Source organism: Streptosporangium sp. NPDC005286, assembly GCF_040607515.1.
Taxonomy (GTDB): domain Bacteria; phylum Actinomycetota; class Actinomycetes; order Streptosporangiales; family Streptosporangiaceae; genus Streptosporangium.
Genome location: NZ_JBEXGU010000041.1, coordinates 39955 through 63078, shown reverse-complemented (window position 1 = coordinate 63078; position 23124 = coordinate 39955). Strand labels below are relative to the sequence as shown.

Here is a 23124-nt window from a genome sequence, read left to right as displayed (position 1 = left end):
CGCGACGTGAACTCGTCGCGGGGGCGCGGGCCGTACGGGGTTGCCCGGTGCGGGTGGCTCCTACTTGAGCCAGCTCATCATCGGGCGGAGCTTGGCACCGGTCTTCTCGATCGGGTGCTCGGCGAGTTCCTCGCGGTAGGCGGTGAACCTCTTCTGGCCGCTGTCGAACTCCTCCACCAGTTCCCTGGCGAACTCGCCGGACTGGATCTCGGCGAGGATGCGCTGCATCTCCTTCTTGGTCTCCTGGGTCACCACGCGCGGGCCGCGGGAGTAGCCGCCGTACTCGGCGGTGTCGGAGACCGACCAGTACATCTTGTGGATGCCGCCCTCGTACATCAGGTCGACGATCAGCTTCATCTCGTGCAGGCACTCGAAGTAGGCGACCTCGGGCTGGTAGCCCGCCTCGATCAGGGTCTCGAAACCGGCCTTGATCAGCTCGGACACGCCACCGCAGAGCACGGCCTGCTCACCGAACAGGTCGGTCTCGGTCTCCTCCTTGAAGGTCGTCTTCAGCGCGCCGGCGCGGGTGCCGCCGATGCCCTTGGCGTACGACAGGGCGAGGTCCAGGGCGTTCCCGCTGGCGTCCTTCTCCACCGCGACGAGACACGGCACGCCGCGGCCCGCGGTGTACTGGCGGCGCACGAGGTGACCGGGGCCCTTGGGGGCGACCATGGCCACGTCCACACCCTCCGGCGCCTCGATGAGGCCGTAGCGGATGTTCAGGCCGTGCCCGAAGAAGAGCGCGTCGCCCTCGACCAGGTTCGGGGCCACGTGGTCGGCGTACAGGTGGCGCTGGATGTGGTCCGGCGCGAGGATCATGGTCAGGTCGGCCTCTTCGACGGCCTCCGAGGGCGTGAGCACCCGCAGGCCGTCGGCCTCGGCCTTCTCCCGGCTCTTGGAACCCTCGGGCAGGCCGACCCGGACGTCCACGCCGGAGTCGCGCAGCGAGAGCGCGTGGGCGTGGCCCTGGCTGCCGTATCCCAGAACGGCGACGTGCCGGCCCTGGATGATCGACAGGTCGGCCTGGTCGTCGTAGAAGATCTCAGTCACTTGCTTAACCTTTCGAGTTTCTCGGGTGCGTTACGCGGTCCGGTCCAGGGCCCGGAGAGAACGGTCGGTGATGGAACGAGCGCCGCGGCCGATGGCCACCATGCCCGACTGGACGAGCTCCTTGATGCCGAACGGCTCAAGGACCTTGATGAAGGCCTGCAGCTTGTCCGGCGTGCCGGTGACCTCGATGGTCACCGCGTCCGAGGAGACGTCGACGCAGCGCGCCCGGAACAGGTTGACCAGCTCCAGCACACTGGAGCGGTTGTCCGCGTCGGCCCGCACCTTGATCAGTGTGAGCTCGCGCTGCACCGACTGCGCCGGGTCGAGCTCCACGATCTTCAGCACGTTGACGAGCTTGTTCAGCTGCTTGGTGACCTGCTCCAGCGGCAGGTCGGCGACGCTGACCACGATGGTCATCCGGGAGATGTCCGCGTGCTCGGTCGGCCCGACCGCCAGCGAGTCGATGTTGAACCCCCTGCGGCTGAACAGCGACGCGACGCGCGCGAGCACGCCGGGCTTGTTCTCCACCAGCACGGAGAGCGTGTGCCTGCTCATGCCTAGTCCTCGCTGTCCCAGACCGGCGCCATGTCGCGCGCGAACTTGATGTCATCGTTGCTGGTCCCGGCCGCGACCATCGGCCACACCATGGCGTCCTGGTGCACCACGAAGTCGACGACCACCGGCACGTCGTTGATCTCCATGGCCTTCTTGATCGTCGCGTCCACGTCTTCGGGGCGCTCGCACCGCAGGCCCACGCAACCGTAGGCCTCGGCGAGCTTGACGAAGTCGGGGATGCGCCGGACCGTCTGCAGGTTGGTGTTGGAGTAACGCTCGTTGTAGAACAACGTCTGCCACTGCCGGACCATGCCCAGGTTACCGTTGTTGATGATCGCGACCTTGATCGGCACGCCCTCGATCGTGCAGGTGGCGAGCTCCTGATTGGTCATCTGGAAGCAGCCGTCACCGTCGATGGCCCAGACCGTGGTGTCGGGCCGGCCCATCTTGGCCCCCATCGCCGCCGGCAGCGAGAAGCCCATCGTGCCCGCGCCGCCGGAGTTGATGAACGTGCCTGGGTTCTCGTAACCGATGAACTGCGCGGCCCACATCTGGTGCTGGCCGACCCCCGCGGTGTAGATCGCGTCCGGGCCGACGATCGCTCCCAGCCGCTCCATCACGTACTGCGGGGCGAGGGAGCCGTCCTCGAACTCGGCGTAACCCAGCGGGTAGGTCGCCTTGTAGGTGTTGAGCGCCGTCCACCACTCGGCGTAGTCGCCCTTGCGTCCCTCACCGCGCACCGCGGCGATCAGGTCGGAGATGACCTCCTTGCAGTCGCCCACGATCGGGACGTCCGCATGCCGGTTCTTGGAGATCTCCGCCGGGTCGATGTCCGCATGGACGATCTTCGCGTACGGCGCGAAGGTCGACAGGTCGCCGGTGACACGGTCGTCGAAGCGGACACCGAGTCCGATGATCAGGTCGGCCTTCTGCAGCGCGCCGACCGCCGACACCGAGCCGTGCATGCCGGGCATGCCCATGTGCTGCGGATGGCTGTCGGGGAAGGTGCCCCGCGCCATCAGGGTGGTGACCACCGGGATGCCGGTCAGCTCGGCAAACTCCAGCAGCTGCGCCGACGCGCCGGCCCGGTGCACGCCACCGCCCACGTAGAGCACCGGCCTGCCGGCTTCGACGATGAGCTTGGCCGCCTCGCGGATCTGCTTGGAGTGCGGCCGGGTCACCGGCCGGTAGCCGGGCAGCTGCATGACGACCGGCCACTCGAAGGTCATCTTCGCCTGGAGCGCGTCCTTGGCGATGTCGACCAGCACCGGCCCCGGACGCCCGGTCGAGGCGATGTGGAATGCCTCCACGATCGTCCTGGGGATGTCGTTCGGGTTGGTGACCAGGAAGTTGTGCTTCGTGATCGGCATGGTGATGCCGGAGATGTCGGCTTCCTGGAAGGCGTCGGTGCCGATGGCGGCGCTGGCCACCTGACCGGTGATCGCGACCATCGGGACCGAGTCCATGTAGGCGTCGGCGATCGGGGTGACCAAATTGGTCGCGCCGGGACCGCTGGTGGCCATGCAGACTCCGACCTTGCCGGTGGCCTGCGCGTACCCCTGGGCCGCATGCCCCGCACCCTGCTCGTGCCGTACAAGCACGTGCCGGACCTTGGTCGAGTCGTAGAGCGGATCATAGGCGGGGAGAATCGCGCCGCCCGGGATCCCGAACACAGTGTCGACTCCGACGTGCTCCAGCGCCCTAACCAGGGCCTGGGCTCCTGTCATCTGTTCGGTCATCGGCTCGTTCCTTGTGGCTGAACATGCTTAATGGCATAAAAAATGCCCCATTCCGCTTGGTCGGCGGAGCTGGGGCGGCGCGCAGGTCGGAGTACTTCGCTCAGCGACCTGCGCGCCGGTGAAGTACTACGAGGATCCCACGGTCAATCTGCATGCCTCCACCTTGGCCGACGGAGTGGCCCCACGTCAAATTCATGGGACAGATATCTCAGAGTCCGAGATGTGAGGTCAGGCGTGAGTCCCCAGGCTGGAGAGGCTGGTGCGCATCAGCGAGTCGACGCCGCGCGCGGCCATCGGGCGCGCCACCAGGAATCCCTGGCCTCGGGTGCAGCCCATCTCACGCAGCAACTCCAGCTGCTCGGGCCGCTCGATGCCCTCGGCGACCACGATCAGCCCCAGGTCGTGACCGAGCCGCACGATCGTACGGGTCAGCAGGGTCAGCGTCTCGTCGCAACCGAGCCCGGACACGAAGGAGGGGTCGATCTTGATCATGTCGACCGGGAGCTGCCGCAGCAGCGCCAGCGAGGCGTAACCGGTGCCGAAGTCGTCGATGGCCAGCCGGACCCCGAGGGTGCGCAGCTCGGAGAGCCGGGTGATGGTCTGCTCGGCGTCCTCGACCAGCATCTCCTCGATGACCTCCAGGGTCAGCGCGCTGGGCGGCAGCCCGCTCTCGACCAGGGCGGACTCGACGGTCTCCACGAAACGCGGCGCCATGATCTGCCGGGCGGACAGGTTGAGCGAGAGCCCGATCTCCCAGGCGGAGGCGCGCCAGGTGGCCACCTCCCGGCATGCCTCGCGCAGGATCCACTCGCTCAGCGGCACGATCAGGCCGGTGTCCTCCGCCGGGCCGAGAAACTGCTCGGGCGGTACGAACTCGCCCCCCCGGCACCAGCGCACCAGTGCCTCGACGGCGGTGACGCGCGAGGTGGCCAGGTCGACCACCGGCTGGTACTCGATCACGAACTGGTCTTCCAGCAGCGCCCGCTGCAGGTCGGCGGCGAGCTCCAGGCGCCGTACCACGTCGGCGTGCATGTGCGCGGCGAACACCTCGACCCTGCGCCCGCCCAGTTCCTTGGCCCTGGCCATCGCCACGTCGGCGTTGCGGATCAGATCGGCGGAGGAGACGTCGTCGGCCGCGAAGGCCACCCCGACGCTCGCGGTCAGCGCGATGTCACGGTCGGCCACCCGGAACGGCTCGGAGGAGACCGTACGGACCAGTCGCTCGGCCAGGTCCACCGCCGTCTGGGCGTCGACCGCCTCAAGCAGCACCGCGAACTCGTCTCCGCCCCAGCGCGCCAGGGTGTCGTCGGTCCGTACCGCGGCGCGCAGCCTGCGGGCCGCCTGGCCGAGCAGGTAGTCGCCGCTGGCGTGGCCGACCGAGTCGTTCACCGCGGTGAAGCCGTCCAGGTCCAGGAAGACCACGGCGACGCTGTTCGCGCCGGGGCGGCCGAGCACCTCGCGGGTGCGCTCCTCGAAGTAGGCCCGGTTGGGCAGGCCCGTGACGCCGTCATGGAAGGTCAGGTGGGCGACCTGGCTGCGCAGGGCCTCCTGGTCGCTGATGTCACGGGTGGTGACGAGCAGCAGGCCCTCGCCGCGCACGTGCCGGGTGGCGACCGACTCGGCGGGGCGCCAGGTACCGTCGGAGGCTCGGACCCGGCAGACGACCATGCATGCGCCAGGCCCCTCCTCGGCCTCCTCCTCCAGGCTCATCGCGCTCAGCGCCCCCTGGATTCCCGGCACGTCCTCGGGGTGGATGTAGTCGAAGATCTTCCCGCCGACCAGCTCCTCGGGGCGGTACCCGTACGTGATCTCGACACCCTCGCCGATCTGCCGCACCACACCGTCGTAGTCGCAGAGCAGGACCACGTCGCCGGCGCTCTCGGCCAGGTCGTGCAGCTGCCGCTCACCGAGATGGAGCAGGCTCCGCAGCCGCCCGGTCTCCAGCAGCATCACGAACATGCGTACCAGCAGGACCGCGACGATCGACGCGCACACCGAGGCCAGAACCACCGGCGGCCCCTGTACCCCGCCCCCGATCACCTTCAGGAGCACGACGACGGCGGCCACCGCGACGAGGAACAGCGGCACCGCCGCGATCAGCGAGGACGTGCTCTCGCGGAGGAACGGCTCGTCGTCCTCGAGATCCGGTGACCGCGCCGCGCGCCCGCTCCACGGGACCACGGCGAGCACCAGGAACGCGGCGGGGGCCAGCCACACCCAGGTGAGCGACGGCGTGTCGCCGCTCACCCGGGCCAGCGCGGTGATCGTCTCGGAGGTCGCGACGGCGGCCAGCACGGCCAGCGCCGCCAGGCCGACCGGCCAGGCCGACCGCCTGATCGGCACCACGGCGGGGCCCACGACGCAGGCGAGGATCAGGCAGAACAGGGGTGAGGCGAAGGTGACCGCGGCATTGCCCGCGTCGCTGGCGTCGCGGTAGACCGGCCCCACCAGCGTCACCCAGATGATCACCAGGATGGAGGCGGCGCACACGTAGGAGTCGGCGAGATCGCGCAGCAGGGCATGCCCTCGGGCGGGCCTGGCCGCCGACAGCGCGGTACCGACGGCGATCATGGCCGTACCGGCCAGGAGCACCAGGTCGGCGAAGGTCACCACGAACGGCGCGCCGTCCGCGATCGGCCGCACCCCCACCCCGACCAGCCAGGTGACCGAGCCACCCGCCAGCCAGCGCCAGGCCAGCGCCCTGCGCCGGCCGATCACCCTGGAGGCCGCGGCGAACAGTGAACCCGCGGCGGCCGCCGCGGTGACGACACCTGCCACCGCCTCGACGACCACGGCGGGAGCGCCGCTGACAAGAGCGGCAACGAGCCCCACCACGCCGACGGCGGCGGCGGTCAGCGGTACCCGGGGGTCACGCCAGCGGATCAATGTCGTCTGCCTATCGGTGTCGTTTCAGTGTGTTCTGCTCCCGCAGCATCTCCTGCTCGCTGCGCTCATGTCACCGGCGCGAGCGCGTCGTCCTTCGTCCTCGGCGCTCGTACCGACACACGGCCAGTGTGGGCCGTCCGGCCCGCGCGAGGGGTGACAACGCCGTAGTCGTCACCGATCTGATAACCGCGCGGGCGATGGACATCGCTTCCGTCGACGCTACGCACCGCAGGTCACGAGGTAGCCACGGTCCGGATTCCTTTGCCGGTCAGTAGGAACCCGTGATCACATTTTTGAGCGGCTCCCCCGCGAGGTAACGCAGCAGCTGGGAGCGGAGCAGCTTCAGCGTGCGCCGTACGGACGCCGGGCTGCTGCCCGCGACGTGCGGGGTGATGAAGACCCCCGGCGCGCTCCACAGCGGGTGTCCCTCGGGCAGCGGTTCGGGATCGGTGACGTCGAGCGCGGCCAGGATCCGGCCGCTGCCCAGCTCGGCGACGAGCGCGGCGGTGTCCACCACCGGGCCCCTGGCCGCGTTCACCAGGACGCCGCCGTCCTTCATCGCCGCCAGGAACCCGGCGTCCACCATGCCCGCGGTCTCAGGGGTGGACGGTACGAGCAGCACCACCACATCCGCCGCGGGCAGCAGGGCGGGCAGCTCGTCCATGCCGTGCACGCCGGGCCTGGCGGTCCTGGCCACCCGGACGACGTCCACCTCGAAACCGTCGAGCCGTCTCTCCAGCGCCTCACCGATCGAGCCGTAGCCGACGATCAGGACCGTGGAGTCGGCCAGCACCCCGGTGTGGTGGTAGGTCCACTCACCTCTCCGCTGCGCGTGGACGAACCCGGGGAACTCCCGGAGCACGGCGATCATGGCTCCCACCGCCCACTCGGCGGTACCCGCGTCGTGCACGCCCCGGGCGTTGCACAGCGTCACCCCCTCCGCCAGGTGCGGCCGGTAGGCGTCGACACCCGCCGTGACGGTCTGCAGCAACCGCAGGCCGGTCATCCGGGCGAGCAGATCGGGAAGACCCGCCACCGGCGTCAGCGGTGGGATCCAGACCTCGACCTGCTCCGCCCCCTCCGGCACCGGCTCCGTGCCGTCATAGACGACGCACTCCACTTCGGGCAGATCACACAGAACGTCAGCGGCGGCTTTCGAGGGGACCCAGATCTTCATCCCCGCATTATCCAACCGCTCCCCAAAAGATCGCCCCAGCGACCACCCCAAAGACCACCCTCAGGGAAGTGCCCCTACTCCGTCCCCAAGAGACGACCCGTGAGGCCGCGCCGGGGACTGGACTGAGGAGAGCGGGGTCGTGAGGAACGAGCGACCCCGATCGACGAGGGAAGGAGCCGGGTAAGAGCGGCCTCACCGCGACGCGCAGCGTCGCAATCAACACAGCCTCACTGCGACGCGTCAGCGTCGCCATCGGCACTCACGCACTTCAGGTCGAGTTCGGGGCGGTAGACCGTGGTCTCCTTGACGCGCTTGATCTCCTTGCCGTTCTGCTTGAAGACGCGCCAGACGTCGATCGTGAACCCCTGCTGGCCGACCATCGGGATGCAGTTGGGGCCGCTGTCGGTCGCGCTCTTGAACGGGGTGATGTTGTAGCGCTCGGACGAGATCGACTCGATCTCGTACCGCTTGGTGCTCCAGAAGGCGACGGTGACCCCGTTGTTGTCGAAGGAGGTCTTCACCAGCACCCCGTACGGCGAGTCGTTCTTCCAGCGGAAGTCGGGCTCGGGCCAGGAGACCGTGGACTCCCGTCCGGCGGGGTAGCGGGAGATGTAGAACTCGTGTGCCATGTGCTGGACGTCCTCAAGGCCGCCGAAGAACACCGCGTTGTACATCGTGGTTACGAACTGGGAGATTCCACCGCCGACCGAGTCGACCAGCCTGCCGCCCTGGATCATGGGAGCGGGGACGAAGCCGCGGGCGGTGTCGCGCTGGCCGATGACGCCGTTGAGCGAGAAGGTCTCGCCCGGCTTGACCAGGTAACCGTCCAGCAGCTTGGCGAGCGTCCTGATGTTGGTCACCCGTGGCGGGCAGCACTCGTAGGGCGTGGTGAACTGGCTGATCCGCTCCTTGATGCCGAGCTTGCGCGCCTCGGCGTCGGACATCCGCGGCCGGACCGTGGCCATGGCCACCGGGATCGTCCGCTCTCCGTTGCGGGAGACCATCTCGGCCACGTCGGCCGCGAGCCGCTCGTCGTCGACGCCCTTCCCCTTGCGGCCGGGCACCAGTTTCGGCTTGCCCGCGATGATCTGGAAGGTGGGGTCGCGCGGGGCCAGGGCCGGATCGACGAGCTTGTCCTCCACGGAGGCCACCGCGCTTCTGGCGTCGAACACCGGGCGCATGCCGCCGGAGCTGTCCGGCTCGAAGGACAGGTGCGCGGCGAGGGTCTCCACCGGCAACTGGACCTGCTTGCCGGAGAAAGTCAGGGTGACCGGCCCGGACAGGGCCTTGACCGCGTCGTTCGCGGCCTTCTTGACCGTCTCCGCGCCGACCTTGGGCTTGATCACCGAGACCGGGAGCCTGACCTCCTTCGCCGGACCGAGGAAGGCGTCCGTGATCGCGGCGACCGCGGCCTCCCTCTCCAGTTCCCTGCCGTCGCGGGGCGTCACGACGACGGGTTTGACGCCCTCGAAGGTGACCGAGCCCTCGCGGACCTTGAGGTCGATCTTCTTGGCCAGGCTCGCGACCGCGGTCTTCATGGCCTCGGCGTCGGTGGAGACCTTGGGCTCCAGTTCGGTGGTGCCGGTGAAGGCCCGCCATACCTCGGCGGGAGTGGGGAAGTCGCTGGGCGCCTGGTCGATGGTGGCGACCACGTTGAACTCCAGACCCGCCTTGCCCGGGTCGAATTCGTGGCGCTTGCCCGCGGCCAGGAGGGTCATCTCCTCCGACGCCTTACCCGCCAGACGGTCTCTGAGCTTGTCGGCCGCCTCGGTCGCGGTCAGGCCGCCGATCTCGACACCCCGCACCACGGTGCCCGGCAGCATCTTGCCGGACATGACGACCGCGGGCACCGCGTAGGCGAGACCGGCGACGAACAGCACGGCGAGGATGATCAGGACGATCCTGCGGCCCTTGCGCCGGCTCGGGGAGGGCTCCTCGTAACGGAGGCCGCTGGACTGCGGGAACCCCCCGTCGCCGCCGGGAACGAGCGAGGGCTCGTCTCGCCGGAACGAGGGCTCGGGCGGGGCCGCCATCTGCCAGGGCTGCGGAGGCTGTGCCGCGGGCGGAAGCGCCGTCGCCCCGCGGGCCGGTGCGGCGGGACCGCCAAAGCCGGTGGGGCCGAAGATGTCGGGTGAGACTCCCGGGGGGAGGCGCGAGCCGTCCTTGGACTGGCCGCCCGGTGCTCCCGGAGGAAGGCGCGGATCACGGGCGCCGGGCGGGACAGGACGTGAGGGAAGCGGTATCGCCTCAAATGGGTCCGTCGGCGGGTCCACAGACGCTCCGGCGTTCCGCACGGCCTCCGTCTCCTCCTGCTTCGCAGCTTCCACCTCCCGCAACCCTAAACCACATCGGTCAACCAACACCCGAAAAGAAATAACAAATCAACCAGTCCAGCGGTAGCGGTGCTCGGGCCGACCAGCGGTGCCGTACTTCGGACGGAGTTCCGCCTGACCCGCCGCGCACAGGTGCTCCAGGTACCGGCGGGCGCTGACTCTGGAGAGACCGGTGATCACTGCCGCCTCGGCCGCCGACATGTCGGTGTCGCTCTTCCTGAGCGCGGTGGCCACCAGGGCGCACGTGGTGGCCGACAACCCCTTGGGCAGCGGCAGTGGGACCCCCTTGACCGTGCCGAAGAGCTGGTCGACCTCGTCCTGGCGCGCCTCGTCCCCGAGGGTGGCGAGCCTCCGGCGCATCTCGGCGTACTGTTCGAGGCGGTCGGTGAGGGCGCGGGCGGTGAAAGGTTTGATCAGGTAGTTGACCGCGCCGCCGCGCATGGCCGCCCGGACCGTGGCCACGTCACGCGCGGCGGTGATCATCAGGATGTCCACCGGGTGCGAGGCCCCCCTGAGCGTCATGAGTACGTCGAGTCCCGACATGTCCGGCAGATAGATGTCGAGTAGTACCAGGTCGGGCCCGTGCGTCGTGACCGACTCGATGGCGGCACTCCCGGTGTGCACGACGTCGGCGACCGTGAAGCCGGGCACCCTGGCGACGTAGCCGCCGTGGATCCTGGCCACCATGAAGTCGTCGTCCACCACCAGTACGCGGATCTCCCCCGCGTGCCCGTCCCCGGTCATCTCCGCACCTGCCGTTCCGTGAGCTCCCCGGGGCCGGCGGGCTCCCCCTCGGGAGACGGCGCGGGCTCACCCGTGGGGAGGAGCGCGGTGAAGACGGCGCCGCCCGCGTTGTGCACCCGTACCCAGCCACCCCGGCGCGAGCACGTCTGGCGGGTCAGTGCCAGCCCCAGGCCCCGTGGCCCGGCGTGGGCCACCTTGGTGGTGAAGCCCTCCAGGAACACCTCGTGGACCAGGCCCGGGGTGATCCCCGGACCGGAGTCGCCGACCCGGATGTGCAGCCCGTCCGCCTCGGTACGGACCGAGACCTCCACCGTTCCCCCACTCTCCTGCAACGCGTCGAGGGCGTTGGCGACCAGGTTGCCGACGACCAGGACCGCGTCGTGCGGATCACCGAGCATGCCCTCCTCCACCCGGGAGTCGTCGGACAGCACCAGGGTGGCGCCCCGCTCGGCCGCCTCTGCCGACTTCGCCAGCAGCAGCGCGGCCAGCGTCGGGTCGGCGATCTTCTCCCGGACGCCCGAGGCGTGCCTGCTGTACGCCTCGGTGGTCTGGGTGATGTAACTGACGGCCGTCTCGTACTCGCCGAGTTCCAGCAGGCCGACCACGGTGTGCATCCGGTTGGCGAACTCGTGGGCCTGCGCGCGCAGCGCGCCGGTCGTGGTGCTGGCCTGGTCGAGCTCGCGTGCCAGCCGCACCAGCTCGGTCCGATCCCGCAGGGTGACCACCCAGCCGCTCTGCCGCTCCCGTACCGCCACCGGGGTCCGGTTGAGCACCAGCACCCGGTCACGGTGGAGCACCACCCGGTCGTCACCGGGGTCCACACCGTCCAGCACGTCCCGCATCCGGCCGGAGAGCGGCATCTCCCCCAGGCTCCGGCCGACGTCGTGCTGGGAGAGTCCGAGCAGGTCGCGTGCCGCGTCGTTGACCAGCGTCACCCGGCCCGCCAGATCAAGGGCGAGCACCCCCTCCTTGACGCCGTGCAGCACGCCCTCACGCTGTTCGAGCAGGGCCGCGATCTCCGCCGGTTCCAGGCCGAACGTCTGACGGCGAACCCTCCGGACGATCAGCGCGGCGGCGGCCGACCCGGCGGCCAGGACCGCGAGCACGGTCCAGAACAGCGGCGGGAGCGCCGCGCCGAGCTGGTCGTCGACGGTCTCCTCCAGGATCCCGACCGAGGCCAGGCCGATGACCTTCCCCGAGGAGTCGAAGATCGGCGCCTTGCCGCGCACCGAGCGGCCGAGCGTTCCCGTCTGGATGCCGGTCCAGGGGTGCCCGTCCGTCATCACCTGAGAGCCGTCGGTGGACAGCCGCTTGCCGATCAGGGCCGTGTTGGGGTGGGCGTAGCGGATCTGGTTCCGGTTGGCGATCACCACGTAGTCGGCGCCGGTGGCCGCCTGCACCCCGGCCGCGATCGGCTGCAGGCTCAGTTCGGGCCGCGCCCTGGTGAACGCCTCCCGCACCTGGGGAAGCCCCGCCACGGATTCGGCGATCGCCAGGGCACGCTGCTGGTACTGCCGGTCCAGCAGCTCACGGGTGTGCTCCATCCAGACGCCCGCCGTACCGCCGACCGCGAGAAACACGATCACTGTCTGCAGCACGAAAAGCTGGGTGCCGAGCGAGGCGTTGACTAAGCGTCGCACGAGTTGACTCCCTGGTCAGGGAAGGTCGATGAAAGCAGCCCGAGATAACGGCGAGGTCGCGGGGGTGTGTGACCAATATGACCGATACGACGGCAAACACGCAAAGGATCGACACGGCGACCGGCTGAGGTCACCATCCTCACCACGCTCTGTTCATGTTGTTGGGAGTTCGACCATGCCTCTTCGGAGACTCGCCACCCTCGCGGTGTTGTCCCTCGCCGCCCTCACCGCCTGCGGTTCCGGTGGAAGCTCAGGTACCAGCGCGCTGAGAATCATGGCTCCGGCCTCACCGGGAGGCGGCTGGGACCAGACCTCCCGCGTCGCGGGAGAGGCGTTGAAGTCCGCCGACCCGTCCCGCAAGGTCGAGGTCTACAACGTGCCGGGCGCCGGAGGCACCATCGGCCTCGCCCAGCTCGCGGGTGAGAAGGGCAACGGCAACCTGCTGATGACCATGGGCCTGGTGATGGTCGGTGCGGTGGAGCAGAACAAGTCGAAGGTCACCCTGGCCGACACCACGCCCATCGCGAAGCTGACCGAGGAGTACGAGATCGTCGTGGTTCCCGCGGGGTCGCCCTACAAGACGCTGGCCGACCTGACGGCGGCGTGGAAGGCGGACCCCGCGAGGATCGCCATCGCGGGTGGCTCCGCCGGGGGTACCGACCACATCGTGGCGGGCCTGATGGCCAAGGCCGCGGGCATCGACCCCAAGCAGGTCAACTACATCGCCCACTCCGGCGGCGGCGAGGCGCTCAACGCGCTGCTCGGCGAGAAGGTCTCGGCCGGGATCTCCGGTATCGGCGAGTTCGCCGAGCACGTGAAGTCCGGCAAGCTACGCGCCCTCGGGGTCAGCTCGCCCGCCCGGCTCGACAACGTGGACGCCCCGACCCTCAAGGAGGGCGGCCTGGACGTGGAGCTGGCCAACTGGCGAGGCTTCGTCGCGCCCGGCGGACTGGACGACGGGGCGAAGAAGGAGCTCACCGAGCTGGTCACCAAGATGCACGACTCGCCGGCCTGGAAGGACGCGGTGATCAAGAACGGCTGGGCCGACGTCTTCCAGACCGGGCAGCCGTTCGCCGACTTCCTCGCCGCGGAGCAGACCAAGGTCAAGGCGGTCATCGCGGAGATGGGCCTCGTCTCCTGATGTCGTCCGCGAAAGACCCGTCCGGCACCGGACACGAACCCGTCGCCGTCGCCGTCGCCCGCGCCGGCGACGGCGGTACCGACCAGGAGACCGGCGCGCATCCCCGTCCGGCCTCCGAGACCGGTGCCGGCTGGTCATGGCGGCGGCCCGAGCTGGGGCTGGCGGTGCTGGTCCTCGCGCTGGGGGCGTTCGTGATCGTCGGCACCGCGGACGTGACCGCCCCGGGTTCCTCCTTCGGTCTCGGTCCCCGGTTCTTCCCCGCCCTGGTCGGGGCGGCGATGTTGCTGATCGGGCTGTTCTACGTGATCGACGTGCTCAGGGGAGGCCACGGCGATCCCGAGGACGCCGAGGACGCCGACTCCGGCGCGCGGGCGGACTGGCGCACCGTCGCGCTGGTCAGCGTGATCTTCCTGGCCTTCGCCGGGCTGCTCGACCTGCTCGGCTGGATCATCGCGGGCGCGCTGCTCTTCTTCGGCCTGTCCGTGACGCTCGGTGCCCCCCACCGGCTGCGCGCGGGCGTCATCGCGATCCTGCTGTCCACCGCCACCTACCTGGCCTTCGTCAAAGGGCTCGGCGTGACGCTGCCGGCCGGGCTGCTGTCCGGGGTGATCTGAGTGGACTCGTTCCAGTTGCTGCTGGAGGGCTTCGCGACCGCCCTCACCCCGGTCAACCTGCTGTACGCGCTGGTGGGCGTCACGCTGGGCACGCTGGTGGGCGTGCTGCCCGGCATCGGCCCGGCCATGACCGTGGCGCTGCTGCTGCCGATCACCTTCACCGTCCCTCCGGCCAGCGCGTTCATCATGTTCGCGGGCATCTACTACGGCGGCATGTACGGCGGGTCGACCACCTCGATCCTGCTCAACACGCCCGGCGAGAGCTCCTCGATGATCACCGCGCTAGAGGGCAACAAGATGGCCAAGCGGGGCCGGGCCGCCCAGGCGCTGGCGACCGCCGCGATCGGCTCGTTCGTCGCGGGCACCATCGCCACCGCGCTGCTGGTCGTCGCGGCGCCCCTGGTGGTGGACTTCGCCATCTCCTTCGGCCCCGAGGACTACTTCGCACTGGCCATTCTGGCCTTCACGGCCGTCTCGTCCGTGCTGTCCCGCTCCGTGGTACGGGGGCTGGCGTCCCTGGGGCTCGGCCTGGTCATCGGGCTCATCGGCATCGACCAGCAGACCGGCCAGGCCCGGCTGACGCTGGGCGTGCCGCAACTGCTCGACGGCATCGACGTGGTGATCGTCGCGGTCGGCCTGTTCGCCGTGGGCGAGGTGCTCTACGTCGCCTCCCGGCTGCGGCACGGCACGCCGGAGGTGATCCCGGTCGGCCGGGCGTTCCTCGGCCGCTCCGACTGGTCGCGTTCCTGGCGGCCCTGGCTGCGCGGCACCGCGCTCGGCTTCCCCTTCGGCGCGCTGCCCGGTGGCGGAGCGGAGATCCCGACGTTCCTGTCGTACTCGATCGAGAAGCGCCTGGCGCGCGGGATCGCCCGCGAGGAGTACGGCAAGGGCGCCATCGAGGGCGTCGCGGGTCCCGAAGCCGCCAACAACGCCTCGGCGGCGGGCACGCTGGTCCCGTTGCTCACCCTGGGCCTGCCCACCTCCGCGACGGCCGCGATCCTGCTGGCGGCCTTCCAGCAGTACGGGCTGCAGCCGGGGCCGCAACTGTTCGACCACAACCCGGCACTGGTCTGGGGCATGATCGCCTCGCTGTTCGTGGGCAACACCATGCTGCTGGTGCTCAACCTGCCGCTGGCCCCGCTCTGGGCCCGGGTGCTGCACATCCCCCGCCCCTACCTCTACTCGGGGATCGCGCTGTTCGCGGCGCTCGGCGTCTACGCGCTGAACTCCTCCTGGGTGGAGCTGGTCATCCTCTATCTCCTGGGCCTGCTCGGTTTCGCGATGCGCCGGTTCGGCCTGCCGGTCGCCCCCGCGGTGATCGGCCTGATCCTGGGCCCGATGGCCGAGATCCAGCTTCGCCGGGCCCTGGCCATCGGCGCGGGTGACGTGACGGTCCTGGTCAAAAGCCCGATCGCGGCGACGCTGCTGGTCGTGGCGGTACTGGCGCTGTTCACGCCCCTCATCAGGAAGGTGGCCGCCCGCCGCGGTGCCTGACGGGATGACGGCCGCCCGGCCGTGGGGAGCCGGGCGGCCGGGTCTATCCCCGCAGGGTGTCGACGTCCGAGCCGTCGGTGCCCAGACCGTCCTCCCTGGCCAGGTAGCTGCACGAGACCCATCCCGTGGTGCCCGCCGCCAGTCCCGAGGCCGATCTGCCGCCCAGCCGGAAATTGCACCAGCCGCTCGTCGAGTTCGGATTCAGCACCTGTCCGTAGTCGCCGTAATAGAGATAGCCGATAACCGTCGACCCGCCGGCGCTGGTCCGCAGGCGCACCCCGTCGGCGACGACCACGGCGTCCACCGCCGGGAGCGCCGACAGGACGGAAAGCCTGTTCACAGTGGCTGCCTGGGCGGGAACCGCCGCGACGACCATTCCCGCCGCGGCCGTCAACGTCGCGGCGGCGAGTGCCAGGAACCTTCTCATTTTTCGCACTCTCCGAATGTGAGGTCAGGTCATACCAGAGTGAATGACGGGACTGCAGTGATCACTTTGCAAGCCATCAAGAATTTCGTCAATACCTGTTGAATTTCAGAAATATGAATTACCACATGAAAAAGCCCCGCCGATCGCCGGGTGCTTTTCTTCGCGTTTCCCGGATTCAGCGGGACGGGGACCGCTTCGACGGGCCGGGCCGCGCGGGGAGGCCGCCCGGTCCCGCGGATCGTCCGGAGGCGGCCACGACGGTCAGGAGCCTCCGCCCTCGGACACAACCAGGTCACAAGTGACCCACAAGTGTTTATTCCTAGATTTCTCCGCACAACCAGGGTCGAGAACGAGGACCCGGTGACCGGTTCCCGATCACGGGACCGGAAGACCAGCGGAGGTCGCGGCGACGCGGCCGAGAGGAGTGATCATGTCGAAGATCACAATTGACGACCTGCCCTTCGAGGGCGCCGAGCTGGCCGAGGCCGAGCTGGGCGAGGTGTCCGGCGGCAGGCCGTGGTCCGTCAGCGCGTGGAAGAAGGGCCTGCCCTGCGAGTGGTGGCAGTACTAGTCCGAGCACACGGCCGCTAGTCCGATACGACCGTGCCGCCTCACGCGGCCGAGAGGAGTGATCATGTCGAAGATCACGATTGACGACCTGCCCTTCGAGGGCGCCGAGCTGGCCGAGGCCCAGCTGGGCGAGGTCGCCGGCGGCCAGGTGGGCAGGTGGGTGCTGACCTACGACGGGTCGGGGCCCTGCCGCCGCGAGTGGATCGACGGCTGATCAAGCCACCCCGCCGTACCGGGAGGCCGGCTCGCCGTAGGACGGGCCGCGCCCCCCGGTCGGCGTACTGGATCGAACGGCGCGGCGGGATGGGAAACCGGTTCCGCCGCGCCTACGCAGATGGGACCGGGCAGTGATTCTGATAGTCAGCAGCCGTGGGGACGGGGCCGCGGAAAGAGTGCTGGCCGCGCTCCGGCGGCGCGGCGCCCGGCTGTTGGGTGACGATACCGGTGACGGCACCGGCCCGCCGGTGCTGTGGTGGGACACCGGCGACTTCCCCGGGCGCAGCCGGATCACCGCCTCGTTCACCGGCGGGCAACGGCGGCTACTGCTGGACACCGGTACGGAGACGATCGACCTGTCCCGGATCACCGCGGTCTGGCGCAGCCGGCCGAGCGCACCCTCCGCCGCCGACACCGTGACCGAGCCGAGCCACCGCGCGCACGTCGACCAGCAAGCGGAGTTCATGGTCGACGGGGTGTGGAGCCTGCTGACCGCGCGCTGGCTGCCCGGGCGGCGGGCGGACGAGCGCCGCGCGCACAACAAGATCTTCCACATGGCGCGGGCGATCGAGCTGGGCTTCTCCGTACCCGACACGGTGTACACCAACGACCCGGCAGAGCTGGCGGACGCGTACCAGGCGGCGGAGGGGCGGCTGGTCGCCAAGCAGATCACCGCCGAGCCGTTCCAGGTCGACGGCGCCGAGCACCGCGCGTTCACGACGGTGGTCACCCGCCGCCACCTGACCTCCCGGCACCGGATCCAGCACGAGCCGGTCATCCTGCAGCCCTACGTCCCCAAGGCGGTCGAGCTGCGGGTGATCGTCGTGGGAGCGCGGGTGTTCGCGGCCGAGATCGACGCGTCGGGATCCCGGGCGGCCAGGGACGACTGGCGGCACTACGACAACGACCGGGTCAGGTACGGCGTGCACGAGCTGCCCACAGAGGTGGCGTCGCGCTGCGCCCGGCTGGTCGCCGACGTCGGCCTGACCTACGCGGCACTGGACTTCATCGTCACCCCCGGCGGCGAGTACGTCTTCCTGGAGCTGAACTCCAACGGCGCGTGGGGGTTCGTCGAGCTGTGGACCGGGCTGCCCGTCAGCGACGCGATCGCGGGCTGGCTCATTGACGGAGGAACACCGTGACCGATTTCGCGAAGGCCCTGCAATCCGGGGTCTCCCTGCTACGTACGCTGCCCCGCCGCCGCGTGGGCGTCGCCGACGCCCGCCGCGCGGTCGGCGAGTGGGCGGCGCGGCATCCGGAGATCCGGGCACAGCTCGTCGTCGACCGACGACCCGGGACCCCGGTGGTCGACTACGACCTGCTCCTCGACCATCCCGACGGCGGCACTGTCGCGCTGACCGCCCCGCCCGAGGACGGGGTGCCCTGGCTGATCGACCACTCGACGCACTGGGCGGCCGGGCACCTGGTCAGCGTCAACGACGTGGACGTGACGGTCCCCCAGGCGCTGACCATGCTGCGCTCGCTCTCCCGGCGGGACGCGTCGCCGTACCAGGAGATCGTCGACCAGTGCCTGCTCGTCGAGGCCGTCGACGAGACCGAACCGCTCAGCGCCGCCGACCTCCAGGCCACGGCCGACGAGTTCCGCAGGGGCCGGGGACTGCACGACCGCGAGTCGACCCTGGCCTGGATGGCCGAGGCCGGTATGTCGGGCGAGCAGTTCGAGGCGTACATCACCGGGATCGCCCGCCGCCGCCGGTTCCGCCGGGGCAAGGAGGCGGAACTGGCCGGGGCCCACCTGGCCGCGAGCCCCGGCGACTTCGCCCGGGTCAGGGCCGTGTGGGTCACCGGCGAGGAGAAGGTGACCGCCGGCACCGTGTCCGACCTCCTGACCGGTCTGGCCTCGCTCGGGGACACCGGGGAGGCCACGGTGACCTTCGCGACCCGCTGGGAGGCGGATCTGCCCGCGCCCCTGCGCGGTACGCCGCCCGGCGGGATCGTCGGCCCGGTGGAGCTGCCGGACGGCGGCTTCCTGACCGGCGCCGTCCTGCACAGGAGCCCGGCCACCGACGACCGGGAGACACTGGCCGCCGCCGGACGCGCCGCGTTCGCCGGCTGGCTGGCGGAGCGCCGCGCCGCGGCCACGGTCGAATGGCACTGGTCGTGATCGACCCGGACCGCACCCAGGCCGTCCCCGCACCCGGCCGGCACCGGGCCGGCCACTGGGAGGACACCGAGGGGTACCGTCCCCAGGCGCCGTACTCACCTCCGGCCCCTCCGCAGCGCCCCCCGGCGGCGGCCCCGCCGACGCCCCCGCCCGGCCACCGGCCGCATTCCCCGTCAGCGCCTCCGGGAGGGCAGCCGGCGGGGTCCCCTCCCGAAGGCGGCCCGCCGGGACGGCCCATCTACCGGGCGGAGGCGCTGCGCCGGCATGCCGAGGCCCGCCCCGCCGCCCGGATGCCGCTGGTGATCAGCGGCCCGTCGTTCCTGCTGCTGTGGATCCTGGTGGCCGCCGTCCTGGCGGCCGGCGCCACGCTGATCGCGCTCGCGCTGGGAGTCGGCGGATGAGGAATCGCGTACCGGTCCTGCTGCAGAACACCGTCACCGAGTGCGGCGCCGCGTGCCTGGCCATGGTGCTCTGCCACCACGGCCAGCGCACCACCCTGCACCAGGTGTCCGAACAGCTCCAGGTCGGCAGGGACGGCCTGAGCGCCAAGGCCATCGTGGACGGCGCCCGCGAGCACGGCCTGAAGGCGCGTGCCTTCTCACTCGCGCCCGAGGACCTGGCGCGCGTTCCGCTCCCCGCGGTCGCGCACTGGGAGTTCAGGCACTTCGTGGTGGTCGAGCGCTGGTCGCCCGACCGGGTGGACCTCGTCGATCCCGGGCAGGGCCGCCGCAGGCTGACCGCGGAGGAGTTCAGCGCCGGGTTCACCGGCGTGCTGCTGGTCTTCGAACCCAGCGAGGGGTTCCGTCGCGGTACGTCCTCGATGGCGAGCGCCTGGCGGCGCGAGTTCGTCCGGACCCTGTTCCGGCGGCGGCGCGGCCTGCTCGCGCAGGTCGTCGCGGCCTCGCTGCTGCTGCAGCTGCTGGGGCTGGCCCTGCCCTTCTTCTCCCAGCTGCTGATCGACAGGATCATCCCGACCCGGGGCGCGGACCTGCTGCCCCTGCTGGGCGGGGCCGTGCTGCTGGCCGGGCTGGCCCAGTTCGTGATCGGCTACCTGCGGGTGGCACTGCTGGTGGCGGTACGGGCCCGCGCCGACCAGGAGCTCACCGAGGGGGTGATCGGCCACCTGGTGACGCTGCCGTACCGCTACTTCGCGCAGCGCGGCAAGGGCGACCTGTTGACCCGGGCCGCCAGCGTCTCCACGCTGCGCGACATCCTCACCGGCCAGATCGTGGCGGCGCTGCTGGACGGTCCGCTCGCCGTCGGCTACCTCGTGCTCGTGTACGTCTGGGACCCCGTCTTCGGGCTGGCGTTGACCGGCGTGATCGCCTTTCAGGGGCTGCTGGTGCTGGCCACCACCCGCCGGATCAACCTGCTCACCCAGCAGGAACTGACCGCCTTCTCCGCGTCGCAGAGCAGCCTCATCCAGGCCATCACCGGCATCGAGACGCTGAAGGCGTCCGGAGCCGAGAACCGGGCGGTGGAGCAGTGGTCGGCTCAATTCGCCCAGCAGCTCAATGCCGACGTGCGCAGCGGCCTCACCCAGGGCCTGGTGGAGGCCGCGCTGTCCGCGACCCGGGTGATCGCCCCGCTCGGGCTGCTCTGGCTCGGCGCGTGGCGGGTCCTCGACGGGCAGCTGACCGTGGGCGCGCTGATCGCGCTCAACGCCATCGCGCTCGGCGCCCTGACCCCGCTCGGCTCGCTGATGACCGGCCTGCAGAGCCTGCAGCAGGTGGGCGCGCACTTCGACCGCCTGTCCGACATCCTGGCCTCCGAGCCCGAGCCCAGCGAGGGCATCGAGGTGCTGCGGCTGCGCGGCGCGGTGGAGCTGCGCGGCGTGGGCTTCCGGCACGACCCCCGCAGCCCGTGGGTGGTGCGGGACGTCTCGGTCTCCATCCGGCCGGGGCAGAAGGTCGCCCTGGTGGGCGCCTCGGGCTCGGGCAAGAGCACGCTGGCCAGGCTGCTACTGACGCTGCACACCCCGGTGGAGGGCGAGATCCTCTACGACGGCGTCCCGGCCTCCGAGCTCAACCTGCGCACCCTGCGCCGCCAGTTCGGCGTGGTCGGCCAGAGCACCTCCCTGTTCAACGGCTCGATCCGGGAGAACATCGCGCTGAACTTTCCCGACGCGCCCCTGGAACGGGTGGTCGCCGCGGCCGAGGTAGCGGCGCTGCACGAGGAGATCATGGCGATGCCGATGGGGTACGAGACGGTGCTGACCGACGGCGGCGGTCTCTCCGGCGGCCAGCTCCAGCGGCTCTCCCTGGCCCGCGCCATCCTGCCCCGGCCGAAGATCCTGCTGCTCGACGAGGCCACCAGCAACCTGGACGGCGCCACCGAGGCGACCATCGAGTCCAATCTGTTCTGGCTCACCCAGACCCGGATCGTCATCGCCCACCGCCTGAGCACGATCCGGGACGCCGACCTGATCCTGGTGGTCGACTCCGGCCGCATCGTGGAACGCGGCACCCACGACGAGCTGATGGCCACCGGCGGCAAGTACGCACAACTCGTCGCCGCCCAGACCGCCCCCGCCTGACCTCGCTCCGCGGGTCCGCCCGGCGGCCGGTACGGAACCCGGACGGCACTCCGAGCACGGCGGTCGCGACGGTGCCCCCGTCGGAGGGACGGGGGCACCGTTCACAGCGTCCTGCCGGACCAGCTGAAAAGCGCGCCCGGGATCCTTCGCATCGGCTCCCCGGAAACCCTTGGCGCGGCCTACCCGGAGACGCCGAGGCGCTCCAGGATGAGCTCCCTGGCCCGGCCCGCGTCGGCCTTGCCCCGGCTGGCCTTCATGACACCGCCGACCAGGGCGCCGACGGCGGCGACCTTGCCGTTGCGGACCTTGTCCGCCGCGTCGGCGTTGCCGGCCAGGACCTGGTCGATGATCTCCATCAGCTCGCCCTCGTCGTTGACGATCTGCAGGCCGCGGGCGGTCACCACCTCGTCTGGGGAGCCCTCACCGTTCAGCACGCCCTCCAGCACCTGGCGGGCCAGCTTGTCGTTCAACGCTCCCCCGGCGACCATCGCGCACACCCTGGCGATCTGGTCCGGGGTGATCCGCAGCGCGCTCAGCGAGAGCCCCGCCTCGTTGGCGCGGCGGGCCAGCTCGCCCATCCACCACTTGCGGGCGTCCGCGGGCGGGGCCCCGGCGGCGACCGTCGCCTCGACCAGGCCGATGGCGTCGGCGTTGTGCATGGACGTCATGTCCAGGTCCGACACGCCCCACTCCTGCTGGAGCCGCTTGCGCCGCACGCCCGGCAGCTCCGGCAGGGTCGTCTTGAGCTCGGCGACCCAGGCGGGGTCGGGGGCGATCGGCACCAGGTCGGGCTCGGGGAAGTAGCGGTAGTCCTGCGCCTCCTCCTTGGACCGTCCCGAGGTGGTGGTGCCGGTGTTCTCGTGGAAGTGGCGGGTCTCCTGGATGATCCGGCCGCCATCGGCCAGGATCGCGGCCTGGCGCTCGATCTCACCCCGCACGGCGCGCTCGACGCTGCGCAGCGAGTTGACGTTCTTGGTCTCGGTGCGGGTGCCCCACTCCGAGGAGCCGCGCGGCATGAGCGAGACGTTGACGTCAAAGCGCATGGAGCCCTCCTCCATGCGTACGTCCGAGACGCCGAGGCCGCGCATGACCTCGCGCAACTCGGTTCCGTAGGCGCGGGCGATCTCGGGAGCGAGCCTGTCGGTCCCCGGGATCGGCTTGGTGACGATCTCCACCAGCGGGATGCCGGCCCGGTTGTAGTCGACGATCGAGTAGTCGGCCCCGTGGATGCGGCCGGTCGCGCCGCCCACATGGGTGGACTTGCCGGTGTCCTCCTCCAGGTGGACTCGCTCGATCTCGATCCGCACCGTCCTGCCGTCGACCTCGACGTCGAGGTAGCCGTCGAAACAGAGCGGCTCGTCGTACTGGCTGATCTGGTAGTTCTTCGGCATGTCCGGATAGAAGTAGTTCTTCCGGGCGAACCGACACCACTCGGCGATGGAGCAGTTGAGCGCCAGGCCGATACGGATCGTCGACTCGATCGCGGCGGCGTTGGTCGTGGGCAGCGAACCGGGCAGCGCCAGGCAGACCGGGCAGACGTGCGTGTTCGGCGGGGCGCCGAACGTGGTCGGGCAGCCGCAGAACATCTTCGACGCCGTGCCCAGCTCGACATGCGTCTCCAGGCCCAGCACCGGCTCGAAGCGCTCCAGCGCCTCGTCGTACGGCATCAGTGTCTCAGCGCTCATTGTCGTTCACCACTCCTCCCTCGCTACGCGGAGCGCTCGTCCCTCGCGCGCCACTACGCTCACTGCGTCGGGTTCTCTCAGCGCTCATTGTCGTTCACCACTCCTCCCTCGCTACGCGGAGCGCTCGTCCCTCGCGCGCCACTACGCTCACTGCGTCGGGTTCTCTCAGCGCTCACTGTCGTTCACCACTCC

18 protein-coding genes and 1 pseudogene are annotated in these 23124 nt (G+C 70.3%); 9 read left to right on the top strand and 10 right to left on the bottom strand.

What is annotated here, in order from left to right:
• Nucleotides 1–60: 60 nt before the first annotated feature.
• The 8 genes and pseudogenes from ilvC to ABZU75_RS17555 all read right to left on the bottom strand — a co-directional run bounded on the left by ilvC (nt 61) and on the right by ABZU75_RS17555 (nt 12124).
• Complete coding sequence (gene ilvC, locus ABZU75_RS17590; RefSeq protein WP_326646885.1) at nt 61–1041, bottom strand: ketol-acid reductoisomerase; 981 nt, start codon at nt 1039–1041, stop codon at nt 61–63.
• Nucleotides 1042–1080: 39 nt separating this feature from the next.
• Nucleotides 1081–1605 carry an acetolactate synthase small subunit gene (gene ilvN, locus ABZU75_RS17585; protein WP_343969953.1) on the bottom strand — a complete coding sequence of 175 codons (525 nt, stop codon included), beginning with the start codon at nt 1603–1605 and terminating at the stop codon, nt 1081–1083.
• Between the two features lie 2 nt (nt 1606–1607).
• Nucleotides 1608–3347 (bottom strand): annotated as a pseudogene (locus tag ABZU75_RS17580) (acetolactate synthase large subunit); the annotation flags it as partial.
• A 225-nt stretch (nt 3348–3572) separates the two neighbouring features.
• The gene (locus ABZU75_RS17575) at nt 3573–6230 is read right to left on the bottom strand and encodes an EAL domain-containing protein (RefSeq protein ID WP_355555101.1); all 2658 of its coding nucleotides are present in this window, start codon (nt 6228–6230) and stop codon (nt 3573–3575) included.
• Nucleotides 6231–6498: 268 nt separating this feature from the next.
• The gene (locus ABZU75_RS17570) at nt 6499–7407 is read right to left on the bottom strand and encodes a 2-hydroxyacid dehydrogenase (protein ID WP_355555099.1); all 909 of its coding nucleotides are present in this window, start codon (nt 7405–7407) and stop codon (nt 6499–6501) included.
• 227 nt (nt 7408–7634) lie between these two features.
• Nucleotides 7635–9440, bottom strand: a complete 1806-nt coding sequence (locus ABZU75_RS17565; protein ID WP_355555097.1) for a VanW family protein — start codon at nt 9438–9440, stop codon at nt 7635–7637.
• Nucleotides 9441–9788: 348 nt separating this feature from the next.
• Complete coding sequence (locus ABZU75_RS17560; RefSeq protein ID WP_355555095.1) at nt 9789–10484, bottom strand: response regulator; 696 nt, start codon at nt 10482–10484, stop codon at nt 9789–9791.
• Nucleotides 10481–12124 carry a sensor histidine kinase gene (locus tag ABZU75_RS17555; protein ID WP_355555093.1) on the bottom strand — a complete coding sequence of 548 codons (1644 nt, stop codon included), beginning with the start codon at nt 12122–12124 and terminating at the stop codon, nt 10481–10483. Before ABZU75_RS17555 ends, ABZU75_RS17560 begins: the two co-directional genes overlap by 4 nt.
• A gap of 175 nt (nt 12125–12299) precedes the next feature.
• On the opposite strand from ABZU75_RS17555, the gene ABZU75_RS17550 reads away from it, so the two are divergent.
• From ABZU75_RS17550 to ABZU75_RS17540, 3 genes are read left to right on the top strand one after another with little or no spacing between them, the layout of a single operon-like run.
• Nucleotides 12300–13265, top strand: coding sequence for a tripartite tricarboxylate transporter substrate binding protein (locus tag ABZU75_RS17550; protein WP_355555091.1), 966 nt, complete (start codon nt 12300–12302; stop codon nt 13263–13265).
• On the top strand, nt 13265–13879 hold the full coding sequence (locus tag ABZU75_RS17545) for a tripartite tricarboxylate transporter TctB family protein (protein WP_355555089.1): 615 nt from the start codon (nt 13265–13267) through the stop codon (nt 13877–13879). The genes ABZU75_RS17550 and ABZU75_RS17545 overlap by 1 nt, the downstream gene beginning before the upstream one ends.
• A complete protein-coding gene (locus tag ABZU75_RS17540; protein WP_355555087.1) occupies nt 13880–15373 on the top strand; it encodes a tripartite tricarboxylate transporter permease in 1494 nt (497 codons plus the stop codon).
• Nucleotides 15374–15416: 43 nt separating this feature from the next.
• On the opposite strand, the gene ABZU75_RS17535 is transcribed toward ABZU75_RS17540, so the two are convergent.
• Nucleotides 15417–15800, bottom strand: a complete 384-nt coding sequence (locus ABZU75_RS17535; RefSeq protein WP_355555085.1) for a hypothetical protein — start codon at nt 15798–15800, stop codon at nt 15417–15419.
• Between the two features lie 430 nt (nt 15801–16230).
• Between ABZU75_RS17535 and ABZU75_RS17530 the strand changes: the two genes are divergently transcribed.
• The 6 genes from ABZU75_RS17530 (at nt 16231) to ABZU75_RS17505 (ending at nt 21247) form a co-directional block, all read left to right on the top strand.
• The gene (locus tag ABZU75_RS17530) at nt 16231–16371 is read left to right on the top strand and encodes a putative ATP-grasp target RiPP (protein WP_355555083.1); all 141 of its coding nucleotides are present in this window, start codon (nt 16231–16233) and stop codon (nt 16369–16371) included.
• Nucleotides 16372–16434: 63 nt separating this feature from the next.
• The gene (locus ABZU75_RS17525) at nt 16435–16584 is read left to right on the top strand and encodes a putative ATP-grasp target RiPP (protein ID WP_355555081.1); all 150 of its coding nucleotides are present in this window, start codon (nt 16435–16437) and stop codon (nt 16582–16584) included.
• 133 nt (nt 16585–16717) lie between these two features.
• On the top strand, nt 16718–17728 hold the full coding sequence (locus ABZU75_RS17520; protein WP_355555079.1) for an MvdC/MvdD family ATP grasp protein: 1011 nt from the start codon (nt 16718–16720) through the stop codon (nt 17726–17728).
• A complete protein-coding gene (locus ABZU75_RS17515; RefSeq protein WP_355555077.1) occupies nt 17725–18711 on the top strand; it encodes a TIGR04500 family putative peptide maturation system protein in 987 nt (328 codons plus the stop codon). Before ABZU75_RS17520 ends, ABZU75_RS17515 begins: the two co-directional genes overlap by 4 nt.
• A complete protein-coding gene (locus ABZU75_RS17510; protein WP_355555075.1) occupies nt 18696–19112 on the top strand; it encodes a hypothetical protein in 417 nt (138 codons plus the stop codon). Before ABZU75_RS17515 ends, ABZU75_RS17510 begins: the two co-directional genes overlap by 16 nt.
• Complete coding sequence (locus ABZU75_RS17505; RefSeq protein WP_355555073.1) at nt 19109–21247, top strand: peptidase domain-containing ABC transporter; 2139 nt, start codon at nt 19109–19111, stop codon at nt 21245–21247. Before ABZU75_RS17510 ends, ABZU75_RS17505 begins: the two co-directional genes overlap by 4 nt.
• A gap of 179 nt (nt 21248–21426) precedes the next feature.
• Here the strand turns inward: ABZU75_RS17505 and gatB are convergent, their stop codons facing one another.
• On the bottom strand, nt 21427–22932 hold the full coding sequence (gene gatB, locus ABZU75_RS17500; protein ID WP_355555071.1) for an Asp-tRNA(Asn)/Glu-tRNA(Gln) amidotransferase subunit GatB: 1506 nt from the start codon (nt 22930–22932) through the stop codon (nt 21427–21429).
• Nucleotides 22933–23124 lie beyond the last annotated feature (192 nt).

What these genes read in the sequence shown, in the direction of transcription:
- ABZU75_RS17545 (WP_355555089.1), top strand. Translation starts at nt 13,265, where the DNA reads ATGTCGTCCGCGAAAGACCCGTCCGGCACCGGACACGAACCCGTCGCC.
- ABZU75_RS17505 (WP_355555073.1), top strand. Translation starts at nt 19,109, where the DNA reads ATGAGGAATCGCGTACCGGTCCTGCTGCAGAACACCGTCACCGAGTGC.
- ilvN (WP_343969953.1), bottom strand. Translation starts at nt 1,605, where the DNA reads ATGAGCAGGCACACGCTCTCCGTGCTGGTGGAGAACAAGCCCGGCGTG.
- gatB (WP_355555071.1), bottom strand. Translation starts at nt 22,932, where the DNA reads ATGAGCGCTGAGACACTGATGCCGTACGACGAGGCGCTGGAGCGCTTC.
- ABZU75_RS17510 (WP_355555075.1), top strand. Translation starts at nt 18,696, where the DNA reads ATGGCACTGGTCGTGATCGACCCGGACCGCACCCAGGCCGTCCCCGCA.
- ABZU75_RS17550 (WP_355555091.1), top strand. Translation starts at nt 12,300, where the DNA reads ATGCCTCTTCGGAGACTCGCCACCCTCGCGGTGTTGTCCCTCGCCGCC.
- ABZU75_RS17535 (WP_355555085.1), bottom strand. Translation starts at nt 15,800, where the DNA reads ATGAGAAGGTTCCTGGCACTCGCCGCCGCGACGTTGACGGCCGCGGCG.
- ABZU75_RS17560 (WP_355555095.1), bottom strand. Translation starts at nt 10,484, where the DNA reads ATGACCGGGGACGGGCACGCGGGGGAGATCCGCGTACTGGTGGTGGAC.
- ABZU75_RS17530 (WP_355555083.1), top strand. Translation starts at nt 16,231, where the DNA reads ATGTCGAAGATCACAATTGACGACCTGCCCTTCGAGGGCGCCGAGCTG.
- ABZU75_RS17570 (WP_355555099.1), bottom strand. Translation starts at nt 7,407, where the DNA reads ATGAAGATCTGGGTCCCCTCGAAAGCCGCCGCTGACGTTCTGTGTGAT.
- ABZU75_RS17525 (WP_355555081.1), top strand. Translation starts at nt 16,435, where the DNA reads ATGTCGAAGATCACGATTGACGACCTGCCCTTCGAGGGCGCCGAGCTG.
- ABZU75_RS17565 (WP_355555097.1), bottom strand. Translation starts at nt 9,440, where the DNA reads ATGGCGGCCCCGCCCGAGCCCTCGTTCCGGCGAGACGAGCCCTCGCTC.